Origin of the sequence: Pseudomonas sp. HPB0071 (assembly GCF_000478505.2) — a bacterium.
GTDB classification, from domain to species: Bacteria; Pseudomonadota; Gammaproteobacteria; order Pseudomonadales; family Pseudomonadaceae; genus Chryseomonas; species Chryseomonas luteola.
In genome coordinates, this window is the sequence record NZ_KI517367.1 from 2,109,714 (window position 1) to 2,133,723 (window position 24,010).

Genomic DNA, 24,010 nt, shown 5'->3' on the forward strand with positions numbered 1-24,010 from the left:
AAGCGCGCTTAACTCTGGGTAGCCCATTGTTTTTCCGCAGGCGATTCGACGTTCTCATGGTAGAGCAGACCCCGCATATGCCGCTCGAAGGCCCAGGTGAGCGCAACCGCTGCACAGGCCAGACCCAGAGCCATTCCCCACCAGACGCCACGGGCGTCGAAGCCTAATACCAGCCCTAAGAGCCAGGCTGAGACAATTCCCACACAGCAGTAGCAGATCAGGCCGATCAACATGGCCTGGCGAGCCTGCCGGATACCCCGCAACGCGCCCGAGGCGATGCCTTGGATACCATCGAAAAATTCAAACCAGGCGGCGATCGCCAGCAGGCTTACGGCCAATGCCATAACGGTGCGGCCGGCAGGGTCGTCCCGATCAATGAACAGACCCACCAGGGTCTCCGGCATGAGCCAGAATGCAATGGCGACGGCCAGCATGCAGGTGGCGCCAACGGTAATGCCGATACGGCCAGCCAGACGTGATTCCGCAAACCGGCCCGCACCAAAGTGCAGCCCGACCCGCAGGCTGGAGGCATAAGCCAACCCCACCGGAATCATGAAGGCAACGTACACCAGCTGATTGGCGATCTGGTGCGCGGCGAGCTGAGTGCTTCCTAGCGCGCCCATGCACAGGGCAGCGGCGGCAAACAGGGCGGTCTCGACGGCATAGGTGCCGCCAATGGGCAGGCCCAGGCGCAGGGTTTCGCTGATAGCGCCCCGGTTGAGGCTGAGCAGTTTCCGCGCGATCGGGTAGGCTGCATAGGCACTGCGTGCCCGGATGGTCAGCGCCATGGCCAGCGCCATGGCCGTCATGACCAGCGCTGTGATCAGGCCGATACCCTTCAAACCAAGAAACGGCAGACCCATCCAGCCTTCGATAAAGGCCAGGTTGAGCACCAGGTTGGCCAGTGCGCCGCCAATGGCAATCGACATCACCGGCCCAGGGCGGCCGATACCGCTGGTAAAGCCGCGCAGGGACATGAACACCAGATAGCCGGGGAGGGCAAAGCTTACGGCGTGGATAAAGCCCATGGCTTCGGCTGTTGTCGCCGGAGCCTGCCCCAGGGCCAGCAGCGCAGGCTCCAGACTCCAGAGGATAAGCCCGGCGATCAATGCAAGGCCCAAGGCGATCCAGACGCCCGCGCAGGCGACCTCTGTTACGCCCTCGGTATCGTCTTGACCGTGCCGGATTGCCACCAGATTACCGACCGCGGCGATGATCCCCACGCAAACCACCGTCACGAAGGAATAAGTGGCGGCCCCTAGTCCTCCACTGGCCAGCGCCTCGGGGCCGATGCGGCCCATCATGACCGTGTCGGTAAAGACCATGGCCACGTAGGCCAGCTGGGCGGTAATCAGTGGAACGGCCAGACGAGCCAGCGCGGACAGTTCGGTACGTAGCAGGGTCATGAATGAGTCAAACTCACAAAGGCAGAGAAGACGTCTGCCAGGCAGGCAGAAAGGCAGGGTGATTGTGGATACACTTGGGCTGGCCCACAAACTGAAAATAAACCTGCCTGCCATGAGTTTTAATCATGTCTGAGTCGACTCGTCTTCCTCCGCTTTATGCCTTGCGCGCCTTTGAGTCGGCGGCCCGGCATTCGTCTTTCACGCGTGCCGCGCAGGAGCTTTCACTGACCCAGAGCGCCGTGAGCCGACATATCCGCACCCTGGAGGCCCATTTTGGGTGTCGACTGTTCGAGCGCTCGGGACGTCAGCTGATCCTTACGGAGCCAGCCAAGCTGTTGCTGCCAGGCATCAGCGAAGGTTTCGAGGCATTGGGCCGGGCGTGCTCCGTGTTGTCGGTGGACGAAGGTGCGCTCCGGCTCAAGGCACCCTCCACGTTGTCCCTGCGCTGGTTGCTGGCGCGACTGTCCCGCTTTCGGCAGGCGAATGAGGGGATCGAAGTGCAGCTGACCAGTGCCTGGATGGACAGTGATCATGTCGACTTCATCCACGAACCCTTCGATTGTGCGGTGCTGCTGAGCCACGGTCGTTTCCCGGAAGAGTGGGAAAGCGCCTTGTTGTTTCAGGAATGGCTGATTCCAGTTTGCTCGCCTGAAGCCGCAGCGGAGGGTCCCTGGGATGTACAGCGGTTGCGGGAGACCGAGCTGCTGCATCCCACGCCCGATCGTCGCGATTGGCGGCGCTGGCTTCAAGCTATGGCGCTGTCGGACGACATACCGATCAGAGGCGGACAGGTATTCGATACGTTAGAGCTTGGAATGGCGGCCGCTGCCCGCGGGTATGGGGTATCCATTGGAGACCTGGTAATGGTCTCGGAGGATCTTCAGCTTGGGCGGACGGCGCTCCCCTGGCCTACAGCGGTGGCGAGTGGTGAGGCGTATTACCTGGTATGGCCCAAGGCTCGACGCAACCCGAAGCGTCTCTCTCTGCTGAGAGATTTTCTTCTGGCTGAGGTCAACGCCATGACCTTGCCTGATGTGACCTACCACTCATAATAAACATTCCGACGTCCATCGTGCTAATGGGTCAAGTTGTCTTACATCCCGCCGATAATCAAACGACCGACTTAGAAGATTCGCCCCGAAGAGGGCCTTGCGTGTACAGCATCTCAGGTCGTCAAAAGCCAACCTAACGCGAATGCCAGTCGGGGAACACTGGTGTTCTTCAGGAGAATAATCCCATGTCGGGACGTCGTTTCGGTATCGCCGGGCAGCTTGCGTTTGCTCTGACGGTCATATTGGTTGTGGTTATCACAGGAAGTGGATTGTTTGCGTTGCGCTCCCTGAGTGTGTCGACAGAAGAGGCTCACCGCCAGCATCTGGCCAGCGAGGCACGGTTACTTGCTGATCAGCTCAAGACTTTCCATGGCACATTGAAAATCAGTACCCAACGCTTGGCCGGGTTGTTTGAGCGTCGCTTTGCGGCCGGGCTGACACGCGATACGAACGAGCGTGTCACCGTGGGAAGTGCTTCCACCCCTGCGCTTAGCCTGCAAGGCAATCGCCTGAACGGCGATTTCACACTGGTCGACGAGTTCACCTCGCTTACTGGCGGCGCCGCTACGGTATTCGTCCGTGATGGTGACGAATTTGTCCGTATCACCACGTCGGTCAAGAAAGAAGACGGCTCCCGTGCCATCGGCACGCAGCTGGACCATAAGCACCCGGCGTATGCGGGCTTGCTTCAAGGTCAGCCTTACGCTGGACGTGCGGTACTGTTTGGCCGCAACTACATGAACCAGTACACGCCGGTGCGTGATGCCTCGGGTCAGGTCATGGCTGTTTTGTATGTCGGCTTCGATTACACCGATACTCAGAAAGAGCAGTTCGATAACCTGTCCGCGTTCCGTATCGGCAAGACCGGCTCGCTGGCCTTGCTGGATGAGCAGAATAAGTGGCTGGTAACGCCGGCCGGTACCGACAAGCCTGACGCTGCGCTAGCCTCTATCAACCTGAACGCCAAGCCGGGCACGACGGTCGAGTGGGAAGATGGCAAGGCGGCGTTCCAGAGCGTTGTCGCGCAGGTGCCGGGTGATGCCTGGAAAGTGGTCGCCACCCTGCCAAAAGCGGAAGTGGGCGAGCTGATCTGGAAGGTGGGTACGCAGCTGGCGCTGGGTAGCCTGTTGGCTTTGATCCTGGCAATTGGTGCCTCGGTCGTAATGCTGCGTCACAAGCTCAAGCCGCTGGATAACCTCGTCAAGCAGGCCCAGGCTCTAGGCGAAGGTCAGCTGAGCGTCCGGCTGCAGGTTGAAAGCCACGATGAAATCGGCAAGCTTTCCCACAGCTTCAACCAGATGGCTGAAGCCCTGTCGAACACGGTAGATCGCGTACGTCATTCATCCCACGATGTGACTACTCGCTCCGATCAGCTGAGCACCCTGTCCGGTGCTACCCAGCGCCGTTCGGCCGAACAGTCTTCCCAGATCGACAGCATGGCCAGCGCTGTGGAAGAGTTCAGCGCTACCGCGCAGAACATTGCCGACAGCATGCGCAAAACCGAGCAGCTGACCAACGAAAACGCCGCCGAAACCCGTAACGGTACGGCCTCCATGCGTGCTGCCTCGAAAGCGCTGGAGCAGATCGCTCAATCGCTGGGCACGACGGCTACCGTGGTCAATAACCTGGGCGAGCGTTCCCAGCAGATTGGCGGGATCATCAGCGTGATCAGTGGTATCGCCGAGCAGACCAACCTGCTGGCGCTTAACGCCGCCATCGAGGCTGCGCGAGCGGGTGAGCAGGGCCGTGGCTTTGCCGTGGTGGCTGACGAGGTTCGCAGCCTGGCCGGCCGTACCAGTCAGGCGACGCGTGAAATCTCCGAGATGATCGGTTCGGTGCAGGAAGAAACCAACCGCGCCATGAGTTCTATCGATGAAGGCAACCGCCTGATGCAGCAAGGTTTGTCGCTTAACGGTGACGTTGCCCAGGCCCTGCAGCGTATTGAAGCGCAGATCGATCAGGCCGTAGAGCAGTTCACCAGCATTGCCCAGGCCACCCAAGAGCAGAGCAGCACGGCGACTGCGCTGAGCCGCAACATCCAGACCATTGCCGTCGATAACGCCTCCCAGCGTGAAGCGGCGGAAGAGCTGGCCAGCACGGCCTATGAGCTCAAGCGTCTGGCGGAAGAGCTGAGCCATGAAGTGAACCGCTTCAGCTGATCGTACGGTAGCAGGCACAAAAAAGCCGGTGCAGAGGCACCGGCTTTTTTATGGGTAACGATCAGCGAACGATATGCAGGAAGTGCATGTGACGCTCGTATTGATCCAGGATGTCGCCAATCACGTCGTCCCGGCTCCAGCCCATCACGTCATAATCCTGACCGCCTTCCTTCAGGTGCACATCGGCACGGAAGTATTTGCGATCCTCGCGCTCGTTCTGGTCGCTCTGTGTGTCCCCCATGACAAAGCTCGGCATGGCATACGCGCGCGGGCGAACCTCATACACGAACTCAGGGTTCTCCTCAGGGCCGACCTCAATACGTACCCGGCCATCGTCGCCATCTTTTACGCTAACCAGATAGCTCTGCTTACGTAGCTCTTCAGCAACAGATTCACACGCAGGCTTAACCACCTCCCCGATGAAGCGCACCACGTGGGTACGACGCGGGAACATGGCCAGATTACGCAGGCGACGCTGCCAGCCACCGGCTGAACGAGGCGCAGGGCGGGAGATGTTCAGCGCCTGGTAGCGGATACCCCGCTTGGTGGCATCGAGCTTGAGCGCCTTGAGCAGACCCCACATCGAACAGAGTAGTGCGATAGTAAAGGGCAGCGCCGTGGCAATTGTCGCCGTTTGCAGGGCCTTGAGACCATCGGCCAGGAGCAGTGCAATCGCCACGATGCCCATGGAGGAGGCCCAAAATACTCGCTGCCAGATCGGTGTCTTGTCGAGCCCGCCTGAAGCAAGCATGTCGACGACCATGGCACCGGAGTCGGCCGAGGTAACAAAAAACACCACAACCATGATAATGGCCACTATTGAAATAGCCGACGCGAAGGGGAAATGCTCGAGGAAGGCAAACAGCGCCAGGGAGCTGTCTTTGTTCACTGCATCGCCTAGCGACGTAATGCCCTGCCAGGAGATCATGTGGATGGCGGTATCACCAAATACGGTCATCCAGAACAGCGTAAAACCGGCCGGTACCAGCAGCACTCCGGAGACAAACTGGCGGATCGTGCGGCCGCGGGAGATGCGGGCAATGAACAGGCCCACAAAAGGCGACCATGCCAGCCACCAGCCCCAGTAGAACAGCGTCCAGCCGCCGATCCAGTCGTTGGGCTTATAGGCATAGAGGTTAAAGGTACGGCTGACAATCTCGGTCAGGTAGCCACCGGTGTTCTGCACAAAGGTTTGCAGAATGAACACGGTGGGCCCCAGGACCAGTACCATGAGGAGCAGCAGTACGGCCAGTCCCAGGTTCAGCTCCGACAGGCGACGAACCCCCTTGTCCAGGCCGGTAACCACCGATAGGGTCGCCAGGGCCGTAGTCGCAATGATCAGGCCGATCTGCACCGGCACCGACACTTCTAGACCGAACAGATAGTTGAGACCGGTATTGATCTGCGCGACGCCAAAGCCCAGGGATGTTGCCACCCCTAGAACGGTGCCCAAAATGGCGAAAATATCCACCGCATGGCCGATTGGCCCGTAGATACGTTCGCCAATCAGGGGATACAACGCTGAGCGCAGCGTTAGCGGCAGCCCGTGACGGAAGCTGAAGTACGCGAGGATCAGCGCCACGATGGCGTAGATAGCCCAGGCATGCAGGCCCCAGTGGAAGAAGGTGATGATCAACGCCTCACGGGCGGCGTCCACCGTGCCAGACTGGCCAGTGGGCGGCGACAGGAAGTGCATGACCGGCTCGGCCACGCCAAAGAACATCAGGCCGATCCCCATGCCCGCCGAAAACAGCATGGCAAACCAGGTCGTGCTGCTGTAGTCCGGCTCGCTGTGGTCCGGGCCGAGCTTGATGTCGCCATAACGGCTGACGCCCAGAAAGACCACGGTCAAGAGGATCAGCGCCACCGCCAGAATGTAGAACCAGCTGACGTTCGTAATAATCCAGGACTGAATGAGACCAAAGACGCTTTGCGCGCTCTCGTGAAAGGCACTGGCATAGATGACCAGGATAAGGATAAGCAAGGTCGAGCCCCAGAAAACCGGGGGATTGAGGGTACGGGTAGGTGGTGATTGGCTTTCGGTGGCCATCAGGCACTTTCTCCTTTTCTGTCGGCGCCAAGGTGGCTGCAAAGGAGTGCCTAGCCGACCCGCTCCGAGGGTCGGCATTAAAACACGAGGTGGTTGTCGCTCAGGTCACCTCAGGCACTCGCGGGTCTGTACTGCAATGCTTCAGCCAGATGAGACCGCAAAATCTGCGGCTCTGCTGCAAGATCGGCTAACGTACGTGCCACCTTGATCACTCGGTGCAGGGCGCGCAGGGACAGCCCCAGCCGTTCACCTGCGCTCTCGATCCACCGCTGGTCGTCTGCCGTTAATGCACAGTGTTGGTGCAAGGCACGCAAATCCAGAAAGGCATTCGCCACCCCTTGGCGAGCCAGTTGCCGCTCACGGGCGGCGGCGACCTGTTCGGCAGCCTGTTGCGTTGTAAGGCGGCCGGAATCGTTCTTGGTGTCAGGGCCGCCCAGACGCACACTTTCCCGGGCGACGGTGATATGCATGTCGATCCGGTCCAGCAGTGGACCGGAAAGTTTACCACGATAACGTTGTACCTGATCGGGCGAGCAACGGCAGCGGCCGGCCGGATCACCCAGATAGCCGCATGGACAGGGGTTCATGGCGGCGACCAGCTGGAAGCGGGCCGGAAAGCGGACACGGTCCCGGGCGCGGGAAATCACAATCTCGCCGCTTTCCAGTGGCTCGCGCAGAACCTCTAGCACCTTGCGGTCAAATTCGGGCAGCTCGTCCAGAAACAGCACGCCTTGATGCGCCAGAGTGATCTCGCCCGGGCGAGGGCGACTACCGCCACCCACCAGGGCGGGGCCCGAGGCCGAGTGATGCGGCTGCCGGAATGGCCGCTGCGGCCAGTGAGCCATGGGCGTGTGGCTGGCAACCGAATGAATCGCAGCCACTTCCAGGGCTTCGAATTCATTCAGGGGCGGCAGCAGACCGGGCAGGCGGCTGGCCAGCAGGGTTTTTCCGGTCCCGGGCGGGCCTGCCAGCAAGAGGTTGTGCGAGCCTGCCGCTGCAACCACCAGGGCGCGTTTGGCAGCCACTTGGCCCTGCACGTCAACAAGGTCGGGGTAGGGTTGCTCCTGCCGTCTCAGCCCCTGGGCTTCATACGGGGTAAGGGGCGTCTGCCCGGTAAAGTGCGCTGCGATCTCCAGCAGATGGCCCACCGCGATGACTTTAAGCCCGCCCGCCAGACTGGCTTCCTCGGCGTTTTCATGGGGCACGATCAGTGTGCGTCCGGCTTCCCGTGCGGCAAGCGCTGCGGGTAATACGCCCTGGACGGGGCGCAGTGCACCAGAGAGCGCCAGCTCACCCAGGCATTCGATATCGGCCAGGGCATCCGCGGGTAACTGCGCACTGGCCGCCAGAATGCCAAGGGCAATGGCCAGATCGAAGCGGCCACCATCCTTGGGCAGGTCGGCAGGAGCAAGGTTTAGGGTGATGCGGCGTGCCGGAAAGTCGAAGCCTGAATTGAGGATGGCGCTACGCACGCGATCCTTACTCTCCTTGACGGCGGTTTCCGGCAGGCCGACCAGGGTCAATGCGGGCAGACCGTTGGCCAGATGCGCTTCTACAGTGACACAGGGGGCTTCCACGCCCACCTGGGCGCGGCTACAAACGATGGCGAGGGACATGATCACTCCTTGATCAGTGTCCCGCCGGCCGGGTTATTCGGCGGTCGGCGGGGTGGGTTCCGTTTTGTTGTTCTGGAAAGCCATTTTGGCTGATGTCGGTGCGTCCTGTGCAGGCTGGGCGGCAGCAACAGGCTCTTTGCCTTGGCCTTCCAATTCGGCCAGGCGAGCTTCCAAGGCCTCAAGACGAGCGCGGGTGCGTTCAAGGACCAGCATCTGGGTGTCGAATTCTTCACGGCTAACCAGATCGAGCTTGCTGAATCCGCTCTGCATCAGCGCCTTGAACTGGTTTTCGATATCGGCACGGGGCGAGCCTTCACCAAATAGACGGCTGGCTTGTTGGGTCAGGGAGTCGAGTAGCGCTTTGGGTGGGAACATACGCTTCATCCATTAAAAAGTGTTCGGACCAGTGTATCACGCTCCTTTCCAGCGCCAGGATGCCGGGCATCTGCACATTTTTTGGGCACCTCTTCCGGGCGCTGTGCGCCAAGATGGTGCGATCTGCTGTGAAATGGACGCTATCTCATTCAACCGAAGCGCATAGAGGCGTTGCGCCATGCGGCTTTGCACGAAATGGCAAGGTTTCTGCTTTAGCCGTTATGACAGAGGCATCACGCACCAGGGATGCGGAAGCGAAGCGGTGATTGCTTCGTAGGCGGGCGAGGGTGCCGGCGAACCGTTTTAGAGCGGGGCGACGTTACAAAGCCACAGACTGCGCTTAGACTTGAGACGGGGTTCGTTCCTGGGGCAAGTCCACTTTTCGGGAGAAGTTCATGAAACTAGTCACCGCCATCATCAAGCCGTTCAAGCTCGACGACGTCCGCGAGTCGTTGTCCGAGATCGGCGTTCAAGGCATCACCGTCACCGAGGTCAAGGGTTTCGGTCGCCAGAAGGGGCACACGGAGCTATACCGTGGCGCCGAGTACGTTGTCGATTTCCTGCCCAAGGTGAAGATCGACGTCGCCATTGCCGATGACCAGCTCGACCGTGTCATCGAGGCCATTACCAAGGCAGCCAACACCGGCAAGATCGGTGACGGCAAGATTTTCGTTGTAAATCTGGAACAAGCCATCCGCATCCGGACCGGCGAAACCGATACCGACGCTATTTAAAAAACACCGTACTCCATACCCCCAAAGCCCCAGGAGAACATCATGACTCTGCGCAAGTACGCAGGGCTAGGAGCCCTTTTGTCCCTCGCTATGCCGAGCCTTGCCATGGCTCAGGAAGCAGCGGCGGAGCCGACGTTGAATAGCGGCGATACGGCATGGATGCTGGTGTCTACAGCACTCGTGCTTTTCATGACCATTCCGGGTCTGGCGCTGTTTTATGGCGGCATGGTTCGTGCCAAGAACATCCTGTCGGTAATGATGCAGTGTTTCGCCATTACCGGCCTGATCAGTATTCTCTGGATGATCTACGGTTATAGCCTTGCCTTCGATACCACAGGCATGGAAAAAGGCGTAACCAATTTCAATTCATTTATCGGCGGTTTCGGCAAGGCCTTCCTGAGCTCCATTACCCATGATGGGCTGACAGGTGCGGCTGCGCTGTTCCCCGAAAGCATTTTCGTCACCTTTCAGATGACCTTTGCGATCATCACCCCGGCGCTGATCGTGGGTGCGTTCGCCGAGCGCATGAAGTTCTCGGCCATGTTGGTCTTTACCGGTGTGTGGTTCACTCTGGTCTATGCACCGATCGCCCATATGGTGTGGAGCGGTGACGGTGGCCTGATGTGGGATTGGGGCGTGCTGGATTTTGCTGGTGGCACCGTGGTTCACATCAACGCCGGTATTGCTGGTCTCGTGGCTGCCCTGGTGCTGGGCAAGCGTAAGGGCTATCCGACCACCCCGATGGCACCGCACAACCTGGGATATACCCTGGTCGGCGCTGCCATGCTGTGGGTGGGCTGGTTCGGTTTCAACGCAGGCTCCGCCGTTGCGGCAAACGGCACTGCCGGCATGGCGATGCTGGTCACCCAGATCGCAACCGCCTCGGCAGCTCTGGCCTGGATGTTTGCTGAATGGATCACCCACGGTAAGCCCAGCGCCCTGGGGATCGCCTCGGGTGTGGTTGCCGGTCTGGTGGCCATTACTCCGGCTGCCGGTACAGTCGGCCCGATGGGTGCGCTGATCATCGGTGCGGTCGCGGGTGTGATCTGTTTCTTCTGCGCTACCAGCCTCAAGCGCAAAATTGGGTATGACGATTCCCTGGACGCCTTTGGTGTGCATGGCGTCGGCGGTATCGTGGGCGCGCTGCTGACCGGTATCTTCGCTGCACCGGCTCTGGGCGGCTTCGGCACCGTGACCGATATTGGCGGCCAGCTGTGGATTCAGCTCAAGGGCGTGCTGTTCACACTGGTATATACCGGCATCCTCACCTTCGTCATCCTGAAGGTGATCGACATGGTCATGGGCCTGCGTGTCAGCGATGAGGAAGAGACCGTGGGTCTGGACCTGACGCTGCACAACGAGCGTGGTTACAATATGTAATAGCGAACCGGCTACCGTTTGTCGGTCAAAAAAGGGCGCCTTCGGGCGCTCTTTTCGTATGCACGAAAGAAAGTCATTTTTCGTGCGTTATTGCCCGGAACACCCGCTCGCAGCCCCGGTCTGAACGTCAGCTTTAAAGAGCCTCTTTGTTTTTTCGAAAGCCGCGCTAGAATGCGCGCCCAGCAAGCCTAGGAGTCCGCCATGTGGCATCAGCGACAGATCACGCTGCGCGCCCGAAGCCGTGGATTCCATCTCATCACGGATGAGGTGGAATCGGCTTTGCCCGAACTGAAAAGCTGTCAGATCGGGCTGCTGAACCTGTGGCTGCAGCACACGTCGGCTTCATTGACGATCAATGAAAATGCCGACAGTGCGGTGCGTCGCGATTTCGAGCGGTTCTTCAACCAGCTCGTGCCGCAGAACGTGCCAGGGTACGAACACGATTACGAAGGGCCGGACGATCTACCGGCGCACTTCAAGAGCAGCCTTCTGGGCTGCAGCCTGACCATACCCGTGCAGGCCGGAAGGCTGGCGCTAGGGACGTGGCAGGGTATTTACCTGGGTGAGCACCGTGACCATGGCGGCGCTCGTCGGATAATGGCTACCTTGCAGGGTATGCCAGCATGAATTTTTCTTGAGCAGCCACGTCAAACTCGCGGCTGGTCAGTAACTAACCTGGTTTTCGAGGGTTTTTTATGAGTGATGAAGAGCTGGAACAGGACGATATCGAGTCCACTGATGATGACGATACCGAGGACTTTGCTGCGGCTGCAGACGAGCCTGATGTAGAAGTCGACGACAGTGCCGAGGCGGAAGAACCTGCTGCAGGCAAAGGGAAGAAGAAAAAAGAAGCCGAGCCCGAGGAGTTGCCCTCCATCGAGGCCAAGCAGAAGGAGCGTGATGCGCTCGCCAAGGCCATGGAAGAGTTTCTGGCCCGTGGCGGTAAAGTGCAGGAGATCGACGCGAATGTTGTTGCTGACCCGCCTAAAAAGCCTGACAGCAAGTACGGCAGCCGCCCGATATGATTTTAAAACCCGCCTGTATGGCGGGTTTTTTATGGGTGTCGGATTCTGGCGTGGACATTATCCTGTGCAGTCCATCTGCAGGAAGACTTCATACCGATGACCTCAACCCCAACCCTTCAGGCACGCTGGCAGAGCCTGCGTGACCTTGCCTCCAGTGCCATTGTCCAGGAGCGCGCCCTGGAGCCCTGGCTGACCGAATCCATTCTGGAGCAGAAAGAGCTGGGGAGTGCCCTGGCGTTTCGCCTGAGCCGAACGCTTACCGTCGATGCGGTGCAGCGGCAGACGCTGCACGCGCGTTTCTTGAGGGTGCAGCAGGAGCATCCCTCGCTGATCGAGAGCGCCTGGGCTGACCTTGAGGCCACGGTCACACGCGATCCTGCCTTCGATACCCCGTTGGAGGTTTTCCTGTTTTCCAAGGGCTTCCTGGCGATCCAGGCCTACCGCCTCGGACATCGGCTCTGGCTCGACGGGAACCGCATGCTGCCGCTTTATATCCAGGCTCGCTGTAACGAGATGCTGGCTGTAGACATCCATCCGGCCAGCCGTATCGGGCAGGGCATCATGCTTGATCATGGTACCGGGATCGTGATTGGCGAGACGGCGGTGGTCGAGGATGACGTGTCCATTCTGCAGGCGGTCACCCTCGGCGGGACGGGCAAGGAGTGTGGTGACCGGCATCCCAAGGTGCGACGTGGCGTGATGATCGGCGCCGGCGCGAAGATTCTGGGCAACATCGAAATTGGCGAAGGGGCCAAGGTCGGGGCGGGTAGCATCGTGCTCAAGCCGGTCGCACCGCATACCACCGTGGTCGGCAACCCGGCCCGACCGGTTGGCACGCCACGCCACGAACAACCTGCACTGGTGATGGATCAGTCGTTCGATCAGGACTGATCCACCGTGTCGGTTAGTTCCAGCGCTCCAGTACCGCAGGGAGCTCGTTGAGGCTGCGGATCTCGGCATCCGGTGCATTTTCACCAGACCAGGGCTTGCCTGTAGGGTTGAGCCAGATGGCCCGTAGCCCGGCCTGCTGAGCGCCCAGGATGTCATCGACAGGGTTATCGCCTACGTGCACCGCCGCATCGGCGGTCACGCCTGCCCGGCGTAGCGCTTCGTTGAAGGGATGCGGGTCGGGCTTGCCGATACCCAGCTCTTCTGCACACAGAGCAAAACGGAAATAGTCAGCCAGGCCGATCTCGTGAACATCAGCATTGCCATTGGTCAGTACGCCCAGGTCATAGCGCAGCGATAGCTGTTCCAGCGTCTCGTGCACGTCCTCGTACAGGGTGACCTGCTGACGAGCAGCCAGGTAGATGGCGAAACCGGCTTCGGCCAGCTGCCCGGCCTCAGGTTCTTCGTAACCGGCATCCTGCAAGGCCCCATGAATGACGCGGCGGCGCAGTTCGCTGACGCGGTGCCGGAGGCCGGGGTCTCGCTCCAGGAGCCGGTCCCTGATCTGCCACAGGTGCTCAACCGGGACCGGTCCCAGCCGTGATGCCTCGGTTTCCATCCAGGTACGAAGCGCATCTTCGGCGCTGTGGATGACCGGGGCTATATCCCAGAGGGTGTCATCGAGATCGAAGGTAATCAGGCGGATAGTCATGTGGATTCTGTTTTTCGCTTGGCACGTGGATGGGCATCATCATAGACCTGTGCCAGGTGCTGGAAATCCAGATGGGTATAGATCTGGGTCGTGGCGATGTCCGCGTGGCCCAGCAACTCCTGTACGGCGCGCAGGTCACGGGAAGTTTCCAGCATATGACTGGCAAAGCTATGGCGCAGCATGTGCGGGTGCAGGTGCTGGCCCAGTTCGCGTACGCCCGCTTCACGGACGCGCAGCTGGATCGCTCTTGGCGTGAGGCGTCGGCCGCTCTGACCGATGAACACGGCATCATCCTGGGCGGCCAGGGCACGTTGCGGCAGCCAGCGTTCCATAGCCTCTCGCGCCTTGCTGCCCACCGGGACGATACGCCGCTTGTTGCCCTTGCCGCGAACGCTGATCAGGCCATCCTTAAGGTCCAGATCGACAATATCCAGCCCGACCAGCTCGGACAGGCGTAGACCAGAGGAGTAGAAGAGCTCAAGCATCGCCTGGTCGCGCAGGGCAATGAAGTCATCCTCCACAGCGCCATCCAGGAGCTGTGTGGTGCGGTCCACGTCGAGGTTCTTGGGTAGCTGTTTCTGGCCTTTGGGTGCACTGACACCATTGGCGGGATCATGCTGGCAGATCCCCTCGCGAATGAGGTACTGATAAAAGCCCCGGATAGCTGAGAGCAGACGGGAAAGGCTGCGGCTGGACTGTCCCTTGCGGTGCAGCTGAACGATCAGGGCGCGCAGCCGACGCGCATCGAGGCTGCTCCAGTCGGTGAGCTGTTCTTCGCGGCAGAAGGCCAGGAGTTTCAGCAGGTCACGGCGGTAACCATCGAGAGTATGGACCGACACCTGACGCTCGCTGCGTAGGTGTTGGCAGTAAGCGTCGAGGCGTTCTTCCATGTCAGCGTACCGAGCGAAGAGGAGTGGGAAAGCGCAGCAGGGCGCGAGATAACACTTCGGCAACATGGGTTAGAAACACCGTGCCTAGTGAACTCTTGTAATGCTGTGGATCAGGACTTCCAATGGCAAGTACGCCATGCATGCCTTGGTGAATCAAGGGTGCAACCGCGGCCGATCCAACCTCGTCCTGCGCGGCTTCGCCAAACAGGAATTTCAGTTCATGTGAGCGCAACGCCCCGCTGACCGCCTTGCCGCCCGACAGCAGTCCACCAATACACTGGTGCGCCTCGGCGCTGGTTACGCTGCGGCCTACCGGCAAGGGCGATTCGTGAAACAGAATCAGCCCGACGTAAGGCACCTTGAACTCATGGCGCAAGCTGTCTTCGACTGTGCTGATCACATCTTCCAATGTATTGGCATCCATGAGATCAAGCACGAGACGGCGGGTTTTATCGAACAAGCGGTCGTTATCGCGGGCCACATCCATCAGATGCGCCAGCCGATGACGCATCTCGACGTTGCGGTCGCGCAGCAGACCCAGCTGGCGCTCCACAAGGGAGACCGCCGTGCCGCGCTGGTGCGGAATGCGCATCTCGGCCAGCAGGTCCTCGCGGTTTGCAAAGAAGTCCGGATGCTGTTCCAGCCAGGCCGCAACCTGATCGGCATCGAGCGGGGGCGTTTGGTCTGTCATAAACGTACCTGGCCTTCGTATACACGGACGGCGGGTCCTGTCATGAGCACCGGCTTGCCGGGGCCGGCCCATTCGATATCGAGCAGGCCGCCGGGCAGCTCGATCTGTACAGGCGAATTTAGCCAGCCCTGGCGAATACCCGCAACCACGGCTGCACAGGCGCCGGTCCCGCAGGCTTGGGTTTCACCGGCACCGCGCTCCCAGACGCGCAGGCGCGCCCGGTGTTCATCGATGACCTGGAGAAAACCGATATTGGCCCGGTTCGGAAAACGGGGATGATGCTCAAGTTTGGGGCCGAGTTCATGCACTGGCGCGGTATCGACATTGTCGACCCGCAGGACGCCGTGGGGATTACCCATGGACACCGCTGCAAGTTCGACGGTACGACCCTCGACCTGTACCGGGTAGCTGATCGCCTCGGCGTCGGCCTCGAATGGAATCTGCCTGGGCTCAAGGCGCGGCGCACCCATGTCGACCGTCACCTGATTGTCGTTACGCAGCCGCAGCTCGATGATGCCGCCTTTGGTCTCGACCTTGATAACTTTCTTGACCGTCAGACGCTTGTCGAAGACAAAGCGGGCAAAGCAGCGAGCACCATTGCCGCACTGCTCGACCTCTGAGCCGTCGGAGTTGAAAATCCGATAGCGGAAATCGACATCCGGGTTGCTTGGCGTTTCGACGATCAGGAGCTGATCGAAGCCGACCCCCGTGTGCCGATCGCCCCACTGGCGGGCGTGCTTGGGCTGGATATGCGCGTGCTGGCTGATCAGGTCAAGGACCATGAAATCATTGCCAAGCCCGTGCATCTTGGTAAACCGCAATAGCATGAGAGGTCACTCCGGTAGCCGGCTTTCGCCTGCATAGAGTTCCTTGACCGTCTCACGGCGGCGCACCTCGAAGGCCTGCTCGCCATCTACCAGCACCTCAGCCGCACGACCGCGACTGTTGTAATTCGAACTCATGGTAAAGCCATAGGCACCTGCTGAGCGAATGGCCAGCAGATCACCTTCAGCCAGAGCCAGGTCGCGGTTCTTGGCTAGAAAGTCACCGGTCTCGCAGATAGGGCCGACCAGATCATACGCACGAGTTTGGCTGTCGCGAGGCGTAACCGGCACAACGTCCATCCAGGCGTCGTAAAGCGCTGGGCGGATCAGGTCGTTCATGGCTGCATCGATAATGGCGAAGTCCTTGTGCTCGGTGTGCTTGAGATATTCCACACGCGTAAGCAGCACGCCGGCATTGGCCACGATGAAGCGGCCGGGCTCGAAAACCAGAGCGATATTCCGTCCGGCAATGCGCTCGCGGATCGCCTTGATGTAATCGCTCGCCAGAGGCGGCTCCTCGTTGCGGTAGCGCACGCCCAGGCCGCCACCGAGGTCCAGGTGACGGATTGTGATGCCACGCTCGGCCAAGCGGTCAATCAGTGCCAGCAAACGATCCAGCGCATCGATGAACGGCTCGAGCGTGGTGAGCTGGGAGCCGATGTGGCAGTCCACTCCGATGATCTCAAGGTTTGGCAGCTCCGCTGCGCGGGCGTATACGGCCTCGGCCTCGGCGATATCGATACCAAACTTGTTTTCCTTGAGGCCGGTGGAGATGTACGGGTGGGTGCCGGCATCCACATCAGGATTCACCCGCAGCGAGACGGGTGCCTTGCGGCCCATTTCGGCGGCGACTTCCTGCAGGCGCTCAAGCTCCACCCGGGACTCCACATTGAAGCAGTGCACGCCGACTTCCAACGCACGGCGCATGTCGTCACGGGTCTTGCCGACCCCGGAGAACACCACCTTGGCGGCTTCGCCGCCAGCGGCCAGTACACGCTCCAGCTCGCCGCGGGACACGATGTCGAACCCTGCACCCATCCGTGCCAGGACGTTAAGAACGCCCAGGTTGGAGTTGGCCTTGACGGCAAAGCAGACGAGATGGGGCAGCCCGGCCAGCGCATCGGTATAGGCGCGGTACTGGCCCTCGATGTGTGCCCGGGAATACACGTAAGTGGGCGTGCCGAAGCGCTCTGCAATAGCGCTCAGCGGCACACCTTCCGCATGCAGGCTACCTGCGCGGGATGTAAATGACTCCATGGAGGGCTCCCTGGTCAGAACGTGTCGTGGCGATGCTCGTGAGCCGCTTTTTCATCGTCCGGAAGGTACAGGTCACCTTTTTGGCCGCAGCCTGCCAGCAGGCATGCGAAAGCAATTAGAGCAAGGGAAAGGCGCTTCATGGCGAATCCTTTGAAAAGCATGATTGACCCGGAGTATACCCGGCACCTGCCCCCTTGCCTATGTAACGCCGCGCGTGCCTGACAGGCCTGGGCGGTGCAGCCGTCTTTGCGACTGGACGAGGGGCGGTCGCCGGGGTAACGTCAAGGTCTTTTCAATACCGATTCAAGGAATCCCATGAGCAGTCTGAGCGAAGCCCGCTTCCACGATCTTGTCGATACTACCCAGCAGGCAGTCGAAGACATCCTCGACGACAGCGATCTGGACCTGGATCTGGAGAACAGCGCCGGTGTCCTCACGATTCGCCTGGAAAACGGCAGTCAGGTCATTCTGAGTCGTCAGCCTCCGCTACGGCAGCTCTGGGTGGCGGCCCGCTCAGGCGGGTATCACTTCGATTATGACGAGGCGGGCAACCAGTGGATCTGCGACAGCACCCAGGAGCCGCTGGGCGAACTGCTGACCCGTGTCATTCGCGAGCAGACGGGCGATGAGCTCGATTTCAGCCAGCTCTGATCTCTCGTTATCAGGGGAGGACGCCGAATCGGTGCCCTCGCCCTGCATTCGACGCTGTTGCCTGGACGGTCATGATATCTGCCTGGGCTGCGGCCGCACGCTGGATGAGATTCTGGCCTGGGGCGAAGCGTCAGCCGAAGCGCGTCGGGCCATCATTCTGGCCGCACAGGCGCGCAGGAACCATCGATCCGCTACTAGCTGACCGGTGGTTCCGTCTACCCTGATCCCTGTGTTACGGTCAGTCCATCTGCAGCCGAAGGGCTGCACTCCCAACGCCGCCCATGCGGCATCCGTTTCGGCATGAGACATGCTGTTCAGTACCTCGAAGCGCCGCCTGCAGCCGTTGCTGCAAGCGCGTTTCCGACATCCAGCCGCCAAAGGAGGCATCATGCGCCAGATCGCTCAGCCCATCATTACGCAGACTGACTATCAGCAGCTCGACCGCCTGCTCGATAGCCTTGAGGAATTTGGCCCTGCCGCCGAGGCGCTCGAAGAGGAGCTGGAGCGCGCCAAGGTGGTACCGCCTGATGAGGCGGAAGGTGTTGTGACCATGCATTCCCAAGTGCATTGCCGCGAAGAGGGCAGTGGCAAGGAATACCATCTGCGTCTGGTGTATCCCAACGAAGCCCGGGAAGAAGGCACCGTATCCGTGCTAACGCCCGTGGGCAGTGCACTGCTAGGGCAGACGATAGGTCAGCGCGTTGAGTGCACGGCACCCGGCGGGAAAACGCTGCACCTGTCGCTACTGGAGCTAGAGCCGACGGCCAAGGCAGTCGGCTACTGATCAGACTGCCATGAATGCCTGGTTGAGCGCCTCTTCCAGCTCTGCCTTGAGCCTCAGGTAGGCCAGGGTGTGCGGGCGAGGCTCGCCAGGCACGTGCAGAAGATCCAGATCCGTCAGGTAGCAGCGGTAACGTTCTCCGGTACGGCGGCGCGCCAGGATATGGCGTGCCACCTCCTGGTACAGCCGTGGGCCGTAGTCGAGCTCGGAAAACTCACGGTGATCGCAGTATAGGGTTACCAGACGGCGCCCGGCCTTGGTGGCGGTCACAATGGCCTGAACCGCATAGTACGGCACCGTTTCCAGGGGCAGATCAATCTGTCGCCGCTCCAGATGCCGCGCCCGTTGAGGTGCTGGGGGCAGGACCTGGAAATAGTGCATCTCAGCCAGCGGTACCCGACTGGCCTCCAGGGGCACTTGGGCACTCTGCCGGCGGTGAATGGAATGCAGGAAACGCTGCAGGGGGGCCAGCAGCGTATGCTCATCATGGAAAGGCAAGCGCTGTGACCAGAGGGCGTTGTGCTCATCCAGTACGTAGACACGTGCCGTTTCACCTTCCTGTCGATAAAACACCTGAATGCTGCCGGTACGGCCCAGCGGCAGGATAAGGCCGAGTTCGTCACCCTCCAGCGCATGGGGGTCCAGGCTCAGGGGCGTCCATTCCTGCTTTGGAGCGGACAGGTGCAGCAGCAACGAATCCCGGTCGGCCAGTGGCGTATGGCTCAGCTTGCCCTCGCGCAGCTCGAGCATGTGGAAACGCTGCTGGATCTGGAGCAGATAGCGCGTCTTGTGCTCACGCAGCATGGCCGTGCGGACTTCGTCGAACACTGCTTCCACGCGTTCTACGATCAGCGGTGCCCGGTTCCGGCAAAAGCTGCGTATCGACAGGCGAGGCAATGACTCCTGATCGCCAGAGGGCAGGCTGTTGAAGTAGGCGCATAAGCAGTCGAGCAGGGCATTGGCCCCTTCGAAGCGGTTGACGTACAGTTCGTTCCAGCTGTTGAGGGTGATCTGGTCCAGCGTCAGCACCAGGTTTTCACGCATCCCGGCGTAGCCCAGGGCGTCGATACGATCGCTGGTGAGGTAGACGTTGCGCTGACTGTGCTGGTAGAGCGGATCGATCCCTACGTTGATCAGCAGCAACACCTCGCGGGGCGCGGCCGGGCGTAGCAAGACGGCTTCCGGTACGGTGTCCGGTCGGTCGTTGAAGCTCTGCTGGAAACTCTGGATCAGATTGTTGAGTTCGAACGGGGTAAGGTCGCTCTCGCCGGCATGCAAGGTCAGGCGGGTGGCATTGTCGATAATGCCGTTGTAGCGACACCAGGCCAGCAGCTCGGCCAGTTCCCAGGTGCGCTTGAGTGGGGAGTGCGAATGGCACTCTTCTGCCGTCAGGTTGCCACGGTGCAATGACCACGGGCGGCGGCGCTCGCCAAAGGGACGCTCTTCCTGCACCAGGGTAACGAACTCTTCGGCCAAGTCTGGCGCAATGCCCGGGTTGATAAAGTCGATTTTGCCGGCCTTGCGCTCGAACGCCGCATACAGGCGGCGCCCCAGAATACTCAGGTCGCGCGGGGCGAGGTGGCTTTCAACCTGCTGTTGCTGGGCGAACTGCGCCAGGAAGCGGTAGCTGTGAGTCAGGGCATTGACCAGAATCCGACGCTCGGCGCTGACGTCATCTACCTTCCAGCCCTGGCGCTCGTCCAGCTTGCGCAGCATATGCTCATCCCAGCCCCAGGACTGGGTCAGCTTTTCCATCAGCAGACGTTGCCAGCTCTTGCGGCCTTGCCGGGGCGGACGGCTCAGGGGCTTGCCAACCTTGAGGTACAGGCAACGACGGACCAGTTCGAGCCGATCCAGGTCGCCGCGCAGGAGCAGATATTCTTCCAGGCGCTGGTACACCAGCCTATAGGGATCGACCTGATCGAGATCCGTGACGCCCGAATGGACCAGCTGTTTGAGGCGTCGGCTGAGCGTGACCGTGTGCGGGTGCTCGCAGGCGTACAGCTCGGTCACCATGAGTTTCAGGACTGATTTGTAGGGCGAGCTGATCCCTTTGAATAGTTGCCACAGCCCGGCGCCAATGTATTCGCCTGGAGGGATGTGGTCGATATGGCCGAAATCCAGTACCTCGCGCGCCTTGATGAAGCGATGGTGCAATAGTCGCTGGGTAAAGCCTTCGTAGTCGCTCTCCTCCTGAGCGACCGGCACCTGCCACCATAAAGGCGTACGGCCGCCTAGCCAGATGGCGGTGCGATAGAACTCGTCGAGTAGCAGAAAGTGCTGCGCCGTACCGCAATCGTCCGACGTCAGGAGCCCCGGGCGCTGGCCCTGGCTGAACTGGTCGGCGTCAATCAGAAAGATATGCAGCTCGGCATTGAGCGAGGCCGCCCAGGTTTCAAGCAGGGCACACTTGCGCTGCAACTCGGCGAGCGCCTGTGCACTCATGCCGGGGGCATGGCAGAGCCAGATATCCAGGTCGCTGCTGTCGGCCTGGGTCAGGGTGCCCAGGCTGCCCATGAGGTAAAGGCCATGCAGCGGCTCGTCCCGATGTGTACGTGCGGGCTTATAGGCAAACGAGCGGGTCAGGCGACGGGCTTCTGCCAGCTGCTCGTCCGTCGGCTCAAAGCCGGTCAGGCCGGCCGGCGTACTGGCCGAGACATAGCCCGGCAGCATGGGATGATTGACGTGCAGCAACAGGGGCAGCAGGGTCAATACCGGCTGCTGTCGGCTGGGCAGGCCTTCCAGAGCGCGAACGAGGCGACCAGTGTTGATGGTCAGAAAGCGCGCGCGCACCTGCTTGAGGGCTTTGCGATCAATGCCCTCGTCGTCATCCAGTTGAAGGTCAGGGAAACGGGTCATGACGGGTCCATAGCTAAGCCGCAAGCGTACCAGTCGTACCCATAAAGTACGACTGGTTCACAGTGCGTTCGTCTCGCTGGACGCTACCGCCTGTCCAAAAGCACCGGTGGGCGGTTCGCTCTGTGCTACTCCACGTCCGTACCAGTTTCCGGCAGGTCCGGCAGCGCCCGCAGCAATTGTTCGTAGCGGGCCGTGTCGAAGGGGCGGTCTTCGGTCATCATGGTTTCGATCTCGTTGGCCAGCACGATCGCCATCAGGTGGACGATTTCCTCACGTTCGTGCCCTACCAGGGTCAGTTTATTGAAGACGGCCTGTGTAAAAGGCGGTTCGCCGGCCGCCAACTGGTTCTCGATCGCCGAGATCAGATGGGATTCGACAAAGGATTCTTCGTTGTCATCATGGTCAGACATGGTATTGGTTCACTCAGGACAGTTGATGCCAGTCACTGGCAGATAATGGAGTTCAAGCAGCAATGATTACCTGCTACACCCTCGTTAACGGTATGTTAACCCCTAAGACCATCACGCCCGACGAGCCTTTCCCTCAGGATGCCTTGTGGATCGATCTTTTATCGCCTACCGATGAGGAAGAGCAGTTCCTGGAAAAGAGCCTGGCGGTAAACATTCCGACCCGGGAAGAGATGGCCGAAATCGAAGAGTCGTCCCGTCTGTACGAGAGTGAGCGGGCCCTGCACATGACGACAACGGTCGTCAGCGGATTCAGCGAACACCAGCCGACGGCTTCGGTGCTCAACTTTGTTTTGACGCCCGAGTGGCTGGTAACGGTGCGTTACGCTGAGCTGTCAGCGTTTCGTGCGTTTCGCACCAAGCTCAGCCAGCACCCGGGACTGCACAAGCGCAGCGACACCATTTTCATCTCGCTGCTCGACAGTCTGGTCGACCGGATCGCTGATATTCTCGAATCGGTGCAGGCCCATCATAACCGGCTGGCCAATGCCATTTTTCGGGAGCCCAAGCCTGATGACGAAGGCCCCAAGGCACCCAAGTCGGATCTGCAATCCATTCTGAAGCAGTTAGGACGCAGCAGCCTGCTGCTGGCCCGGTTGAGCGATAGCCTTCTGGGCATCAATCGATTGCTCAGCTACCTGCGCCGAGCCGCCAGCGAGTGGATCTGTCGTGAAGCCAAAGCCTGGATGAAAACCGTCGAGCGTGACTCCCGCTCGCTGGGGGACTACCAGAACCGCATGAACAACGAAATCAGCTTTCTACTTGATGCCACCCTGGGCCTGATCAATATCGAGCAGAACGGCATCATCAAGGTGTTCTCGATTGCTGCCGTTCTGTTCCTGCCGCCCACGCTGGTCGGTACGGTGTACGGGATGAACTTTGAAAACATGCCCGAACTGAGCTGGCACTTCGGTTATCCCCTTGCCCTGGTGGCCATGGTGGTATCGGCCATCATTCCATATGCCTGGTTCAAATTCCGCGACTGGCTGTAAGAATCAGGTTGTCGTGCTGACAACGGAGCCCGTGCTACCGCTGGTGGCTTGCAGCAGCGCCGCATAGGCCTGTTGCAGCGAGGCACTGAGGCTGCTGATCTGGGCTTGCGCCGCCTGTACTCGTATCTGCTTTTCCTGCTCGGAGGCATTGCTGGCCTGGGCCTGCTGCAACTCCTTTTGTGCACGCTGCAGCTGTTTTTCCAGATCCTTGATGGTCTTCTTGAGCTTTTCGATCGTGCTATCGGAGTCACTGCCGCTCTGAACCTGACCGCCACCGGCAGGCGCATCCTTTAGTGTCAGGCCTTGATCGGTTTTCCCGCTCTTTTCCACGGACGTCGCAGAGGTGTCAGTGTCTGCAGAAGTGGCAGATGAAGGCGAAGTGGATGGCGGTTGGAAGGCAACGTTCAGCGAGGTGGCGAGTCGGTCGGTTATTGTGGACATGGCATCCTGTCTCTTCGAAAGGGTGCCATGCCATCGGCTGGTTATCGCGGAAGTTGATTCAGTATCGATGAGTGGTTGCTAACCGTTACTCGTCGGTCGTAACGGCGTTGTTGGCAACGTTTGTAGAGGCTGACCGATGATCAGCAGCTCACATCCGTAGCCTTTTACTTAGCCGTACAGCAGATGCAGCGAGACCGCCAGCACACCCAGAAACGCCCATACCACACTAAAGATAAGCGGGGAGCGCAGCGAAAACAGCAGCGATTTTCGGTAACGGCTGCCATTGAGAGGCTCGTTTCCTGCGCCGTAAAGCGGCGTCACGCGGATTACACAGGGTTCGTTCAGGGTGTCCAGCAGCTCGCATTGTTTGCGGTGCCAATGCTCGATTACATCAAAGGCAGCCTTGATGCCAGGCCAGGCGTGGATCGATGTCACCAACCCCAACAATGCCAGCAGAGTGGGCACATATAGGGTGAACTGAGTGCCCCATTGGCTGTTGGTATTGCTCATTGAAGACGCGAACGCAATCATCAGAAAGGACTGCGACGACAGATAGGCGTTGGTCCGGTTGGACAACATCGACGACTCAAACTGGATCTCCGCGCGGTAGAAATCAAGCTGCTCCCGGAGGCTGCCAAAGAGTGTTTCCGCCTTGTCCGTACGGGGATGCGCGGCTCCCGTAGAGCTCATCATGTAGATCGCTCCTGCTCAAAAAGCTCTCTTGTAGGGCTTTTAAGACCGTGTAGAGTTCCGGTTCAAA

General features: G+C 60.1%; 24 protein-coding genes and 2 pseudogenes. 12 read left to right on the forward strand and 14 right to left on the reverse strand.

Annotation, left to right across the window (positions count from 1 at the left end; genetic code table 11):
* Positions 1-8: 8 nt before the first annotated feature.
* Positions 9-1,406, reverse strand: a complete 1,398-nt coding sequence (locus HMPREF1487_RS09925; protein WP_010796506.1) for a NorM family multidrug efflux MATE transporter — start codon at positions 1,404-1,406, stop codon at positions 9-11.
* A 125-nt stretch (positions 1,407-1,531) separates the two neighbouring features.
* On the opposite strand from HMPREF1487_RS09925, the gene HMPREF1487_RS09930 reads away from it, so the two are divergent.
* The 3 genes and pseudogenes from HMPREF1487_RS09930 (at position 1,532) to HMPREF1487_RS28365 (ending at position 4,617) form a co-directional block, all read left to right on the forward strand.
* A complete protein-coding gene (locus HMPREF1487_RS09930; RefSeq protein ID WP_010796507.1) occupies positions 1,532-2,458 on the forward strand; it encodes a LysR substrate-binding domain-containing protein in 927 nt (308 codons plus the stop codon).
* Between the two features lie 185 nt (positions 2,459-2,643).
* Positions 2,644-3,762, forward strand: a pseudogene (locus HMPREF1487_RS28360) (Cache 3/Cache 2 fusion domain-containing protein); the annotation flags it as partial.
* A 132-nt stretch (positions 3,763-3,894) separates the two neighbouring features.
* A complete protein-coding gene (locus HMPREF1487_RS28365) occupies positions 3,895-4,617 on the forward strand; it encodes a methyl-accepting chemotaxis protein (RefSeq protein WP_371106377.1) in 723 nt (240 codons plus the stop codon).
* Positions 4,618-4,678: 61 nt separating this feature from the next.
* Here HMPREF1487_RS28365 and HMPREF1487_RS09940 read toward each other — a convergent pair whose 3' ends face one another.
* The 3 genes and pseudogenes from HMPREF1487_RS09940 to HMPREF1487_RS09950 all read right to left on the reverse strand — a co-directional run.
* On the reverse strand, positions 4,679-6,667 hold the full coding sequence (locus tag HMPREF1487_RS09940) for a BCCT family transporter (RefSeq protein WP_010796509.1): 1,989 nt from the start codon (positions 6,665-6,667) through the stop codon (positions 4,679-4,681).
* Positions 6,668-6,777: 110 nt separating this feature from the next.
* Positions 6,778-8,283, reverse strand: a complete 1,506-nt coding sequence (locus HMPREF1487_RS09945) for a YifB family Mg chelatase-like AAA ATPase (RefSeq protein ID WP_010796510.1) — start codon at positions 8,281-8,283, stop codon at positions 6,778-6,780.
* Positions 8,284-8,412: 129 nt separating this feature from the next.
* Positions 8,413-8,658: pseudogene (locus tag HMPREF1487_RS09950) on the reverse strand (accessory factor UbiK family protein); the annotation flags it as partial.
* Positions 8,659-9,053: 395 nt separating this feature from the next.
* On the opposite strand from HMPREF1487_RS09950, the gene glnK reads away from it, so the two are divergent.
* The 5 genes from glnK to cysE all read left to right on the forward strand — a co-directional run bounded on the left by glnK (position 9,054) and on the right by cysE (position 12,688).
* Complete coding sequence (gene glnK, locus HMPREF1487_RS09955) at positions 9,054-9,392, forward strand: P-II family nitrogen regulator (RefSeq protein WP_003096476.1); 339 nt, start codon at positions 9,054-9,056, stop codon at positions 9,390-9,392.
* Between the two features lie 42 nt (positions 9,393-9,434).
* Positions 9,435-10,772 (forward strand): ammonium transporter, encoded by a 1,338-nt coding sequence (locus tag HMPREF1487_RS09960; protein ID WP_010796512.1) that lies wholly within the window; start codon positions 9,435-9,437, stop codon positions 10,770-10,772.
* Between the two features lie 201 nt (positions 10,773-10,973).
* A complete protein-coding gene (locus tag HMPREF1487_RS09965; RefSeq protein ID WP_010796513.1) occupies positions 10,974-11,399 on the forward strand; it encodes a secondary thiamine-phosphate synthase enzyme YjbQ in 426 nt (141 codons plus the stop codon).
* Between the two features lie 68 nt (positions 11,400-11,467).
* Positions 11,468-11,797, forward strand: coding sequence for a transcriptional regulator SutA (gene sutA / locus HMPREF1487_RS09970; RefSeq protein WP_010796514.1), 330 nt, complete (start codon positions 11,468-11,470; stop codon positions 11,795-11,797).
* Between the two features lie 96 nt (positions 11,798-11,893).
* Positions 11,894-12,688 (forward strand): serine O-acetyltransferase, encoded by a 795-nt coding sequence (gene cysE, locus HMPREF1487_RS09975; protein ID WP_010796516.1) that lies wholly within the window; start codon positions 11,894-11,896, stop codon positions 12,686-12,688.
* 13 nt (positions 12,689-12,701) lie between these two features.
* Here the strand turns inward: cysE and HMPREF1487_RS09980 are convergent, their stop codons facing one another.
* The 6 genes from HMPREF1487_RS09980 to HMPREF1487_RS10005 are packed head-to-tail and all read right to left on the reverse strand — an operon-like array spanning position 12,702 to position 17,199.
* Positions 12,702-13,397, reverse strand: coding sequence for an HAD family hydrolase (locus HMPREF1487_RS09980; RefSeq protein WP_010796517.1), 696 nt, complete (start codon positions 13,395-13,397; stop codon positions 12,702-12,704).
* On the reverse strand, positions 13,394-14,287 hold the full coding sequence (xerC, locus tag HMPREF1487_RS09985; RefSeq protein ID WP_010796518.1) for a tyrosine recombinase XerC: 894 nt from the start codon (positions 14,285-14,287) through the stop codon (positions 13,394-13,396). Before xerC ends, HMPREF1487_RS09980 begins: the two co-directional genes overlap by 4 nt.
* Position 14,288: 1 nt before the next feature.
* Complete coding sequence (locus HMPREF1487_RS09990; protein ID WP_010796519.1) at positions 14,289-14,978, reverse strand: DUF484 family protein; 690 nt, start codon at positions 14,976-14,978, stop codon at positions 14,289-14,291.
* Positions 14,975-15,805 (reverse strand): diaminopimelate epimerase, encoded by an 831-nt coding sequence (dapF, locus tag HMPREF1487_RS09995; RefSeq protein ID WP_010796520.1) that lies wholly within the window; start codon positions 15,803-15,805, stop codon positions 14,975-14,977. The genes HMPREF1487_RS09990 and dapF overlap by 4 nt, the downstream gene beginning before the upstream one ends.
* Positions 15,806-15,811: 6 nt before the next feature.
* Positions 15,812-17,059 carry a diaminopimelate decarboxylase gene (gene lysA, locus HMPREF1487_RS10000; protein WP_010796521.1) on the reverse strand — a complete coding sequence of 416 codons (1,248 nt, stop codon included), beginning with the start codon at positions 17,057-17,059 and terminating at the stop codon, positions 15,812-15,814.
* A gap of 14 nt (positions 17,060-17,073) precedes the next feature.
* Positions 17,074-17,199, reverse strand: coding sequence for an LPS translocon maturation chaperone LptM (locus HMPREF1487_RS10005; protein WP_010796522.1), 126 nt, complete (start codon positions 17,197-17,199; stop codon positions 17,074-17,076).
* A 175-nt stretch (positions 17,200-17,374) separates the two neighbouring features.
* Between HMPREF1487_RS10005 and cyaY the strand changes: the two genes are divergently transcribed.
* The 3 genes from cyaY (at position 17,375) to rnk (ending at position 18,494) form a co-directional block, all read left to right on the forward strand.
* Positions 17,375-17,710, forward strand: a complete 336-nt coding sequence (gene cyaY / locus HMPREF1487_RS10010; protein WP_010796523.1) for an iron donor protein CyaY — start codon at positions 17,375-17,377, stop codon at positions 17,708-17,710.
* Positions 17,685-17,912, forward strand: a complete 228-nt coding sequence (locus tag HMPREF1487_RS26760; protein ID WP_010796524.1) for a DUF1289 domain-containing protein — start codon at positions 17,685-17,687, stop codon at positions 17,910-17,912. The genes cyaY and HMPREF1487_RS26760 overlap by 26 nt, the downstream gene beginning before the upstream one ends.
* 186 nt (positions 17,913-18,098) lie before the next feature.
* Positions 18,099-18,494 (forward strand): nucleoside diphosphate kinase regulator, encoded by a 396-nt coding sequence (gene rnk / locus HMPREF1487_RS10015; RefSeq protein WP_010796525.1) that lies wholly within the window; start codon positions 18,099-18,101, stop codon positions 18,492-18,494.
* On the opposite strand, the gene HMPREF1487_RS10020 is transcribed toward rnk, so the two are convergent.
* Together HMPREF1487_RS10020 and HMPREF1487_RS10025 are read right to left on the reverse strand one after the other, a co-directional pair.
* A complete protein-coding gene (locus HMPREF1487_RS10020) occupies positions 18,495-21,350 on the reverse strand; it encodes a class I adenylate cyclase (protein WP_010796526.1) in 2,856 nt (951 codons plus the stop codon).
* A gap of 125 nt (positions 21,351-21,475) precedes the next feature.
* On the reverse strand, positions 21,476-21,760 hold the full coding sequence (locus HMPREF1487_RS10025; RefSeq protein ID WP_010796527.1) for a hypothetical protein: 285 nt from the start codon (positions 21,758-21,760) through the stop codon (positions 21,476-21,478).
* Positions 21,761-21,822: 62 nt separating this feature from the next.
* Here HMPREF1487_RS10025 and HMPREF1487_RS10030 point away from each other — a divergent pair, with 62 nt between their 5' ends.
* Positions 21,823-22,809: a magnesium transporter CorA family protein gene (locus HMPREF1487_RS10030; RefSeq protein ID WP_010796528.1), complete on the forward strand. Its 987-nt coding sequence runs from the start codon at positions 21,823-21,825 to the stop codon at positions 22,807-22,809.
* 3 nt (positions 22,810-22,812) lie between these two features.
* Here HMPREF1487_RS10030 and HMPREF1487_RS10035 read toward each other — a convergent pair whose 3' ends face one another.
* Both HMPREF1487_RS10035 and HMPREF1487_RS10040 read right to left on the reverse strand, forming a co-directional pair.
* Positions 22,813-23,250: a hypothetical protein gene (locus tag HMPREF1487_RS10035; protein WP_010796529.1), complete on the reverse strand. Its 438-nt coding sequence runs from the start codon at positions 23,248-23,250 to the stop codon at positions 22,813-22,815.
* A 168-nt stretch (positions 23,251-23,418) separates the two neighbouring features.
* On the reverse strand, positions 23,419-23,943 hold the full coding sequence (locus HMPREF1487_RS10040; protein ID WP_010796530.1) for a RipA family octameric membrane protein: 525 nt from the start codon (positions 23,941-23,943) through the stop codon (positions 23,419-23,421).
* Between the last annotated feature and the right edge of the window lie 67 nt (positions 23,944-24,010).

Bases quoted from the DNA above. Each gene is read 5' to 3' on its own strand.
- HMPREF1487_RS09925 (WP_010796506.1), bottom strand. From the start codon at position 1,406: ATGACCCTGCTACGTACCGAACTGTCCGCGCTGGCTCGTCTGGCCGTT.
- HMPREF1487_RS09930 (WP_010796507.1), top strand. From the start codon at position 1,532: ATGTCTGAGTCGACTCGTCTTCCTCCGCTTTATGCCTTGCGCGCCTTT.
- HMPREF1487_RS28365 (WP_371106377.1), top strand. From the start codon at position 3,895: ATGGCCAGCGCTGTGGAAGAGTTCAGCGCTACCGCGCAGAACATTGCC.
- HMPREF1487_RS09940 (WP_010796509.1), bottom strand. From the start codon at position 6,667: ATGGCCACCGAAAGCCAATCACCACCTACCCGTACCCTCAATCCCCCG.
- HMPREF1487_RS09945 (WP_010796510.1), bottom strand. From the start codon at position 8,283: ATGTCCCTCGCCATCGTTTGTAGCCGCGCCCAGGTGGGCGTGGAAGCC.
- glnK (WP_003096476.1), top strand. From the start codon at position 9,054: ATGAAACTAGTCACCGCCATCATCAAGCCGTTCAAGCTCGACGACGTC.
- HMPREF1487_RS09960 (WP_010796512.1), top strand. From the start codon at position 9,435: ATGACTCTGCGCAAGTACGCAGGGCTAGGAGCCCTTTTGTCCCTCGCT.
- HMPREF1487_RS09965 (WP_010796513.1), top strand. From the start codon at position 10,974: ATGTGGCATCAGCGACAGATCACGCTGCGCGCCCGAAGCCGTGGATTC.
- sutA (WP_010796514.1), top strand. From the start codon at position 11,468: ATGAGTGATGAAGAGCTGGAACAGGACGATATCGAGTCCACTGATGAT.
- cysE (WP_010796516.1), top strand. From the start codon at position 11,894: ATGACCTCAACCCCAACCCTTCAGGCACGCTGGCAGAGCCTGCGTGAC.
- HMPREF1487_RS09980 (WP_010796517.1), bottom strand. From the start codon at position 13,397: ATGACTATCCGCCTGATTACCTTCGATCTCGATGACACCCTCTGGGAT.
- xerC (WP_010796518.1), bottom strand. From the start codon at position 14,287: ATGGAAGAACGCCTCGACGCTTACTGCCAACACCTACGCAGCGAGCGT.
- HMPREF1487_RS09990 (WP_010796519.1), bottom strand. From the start codon at position 14,978: ATGACAGACCAAACGCCCCCGCTCGATGCCGATCAGGTTGCGGCCTGG.
- dapF (WP_010796520.1), bottom strand. From the start codon at position 15,805: ATGCTATTGCGGTTTACCAAGATGCACGGGCTTGGCAATGATTTCATG.
- lysA (WP_010796521.1), bottom strand. From the start codon at position 17,059: ATGGAGTCATTTACATCCCGCGCAGGTAGCCTGCATGCGGAAGGTGTG.
- HMPREF1487_RS10005 (WP_010796522.1), bottom strand. From the start codon at position 17,199: ATGAAGCGCCTTTCCCTTGCTCTAATTGCTTTCGCATGCCTGCTGGCA.
- cyaY (WP_010796523.1), top strand. From the start codon at position 17,375: ATGAGCAGTCTGAGCGAAGCCCGCTTCCACGATCTTGTCGATACTACC.
- HMPREF1487_RS26760 (WP_010796524.1), top strand. From the start codon at position 17,685: ATGAGCTCGATTTCAGCCAGCTCTGATCTCTCGTTATCAGGGGAGGAC.
- rnk (WP_010796525.1), top strand. From the start codon at position 18,099: ATGCGCCAGATCGCTCAGCCCATCATTACGCAGACTGACTATCAGCAG.
- HMPREF1487_RS10020 (WP_010796526.1), bottom strand. From the start codon at position 21,350: ATGACCCGTTTCCCTGACCTTCAACTGGATGACGACGAGGGCATTGAT.
- HMPREF1487_RS10025 (WP_010796527.1), bottom strand. From the start codon at position 21,760: ATGTCTGACCATGATGACAACGAAGAATCCTTTGTCGAATCCCATCTG.
- HMPREF1487_RS10030 (WP_010796528.1), top strand. From the start codon at position 21,823: ATGATTACCTGCTACACCCTCGTTAACGGTATGTTAACCCCTAAGACC.
- HMPREF1487_RS10035 (WP_010796529.1), bottom strand. From the start codon at position 23,250: ATGTCCACAATAACCGACCGACTCGCCACCTCGCTGAACGTTGCCTTC.
- HMPREF1487_RS10040 (WP_010796530.1), bottom strand. From the start codon at position 23,943: ATGATGAGCTCTACGGGAGCCGCGCATCCCCGTACGGACAAGGCGGAA.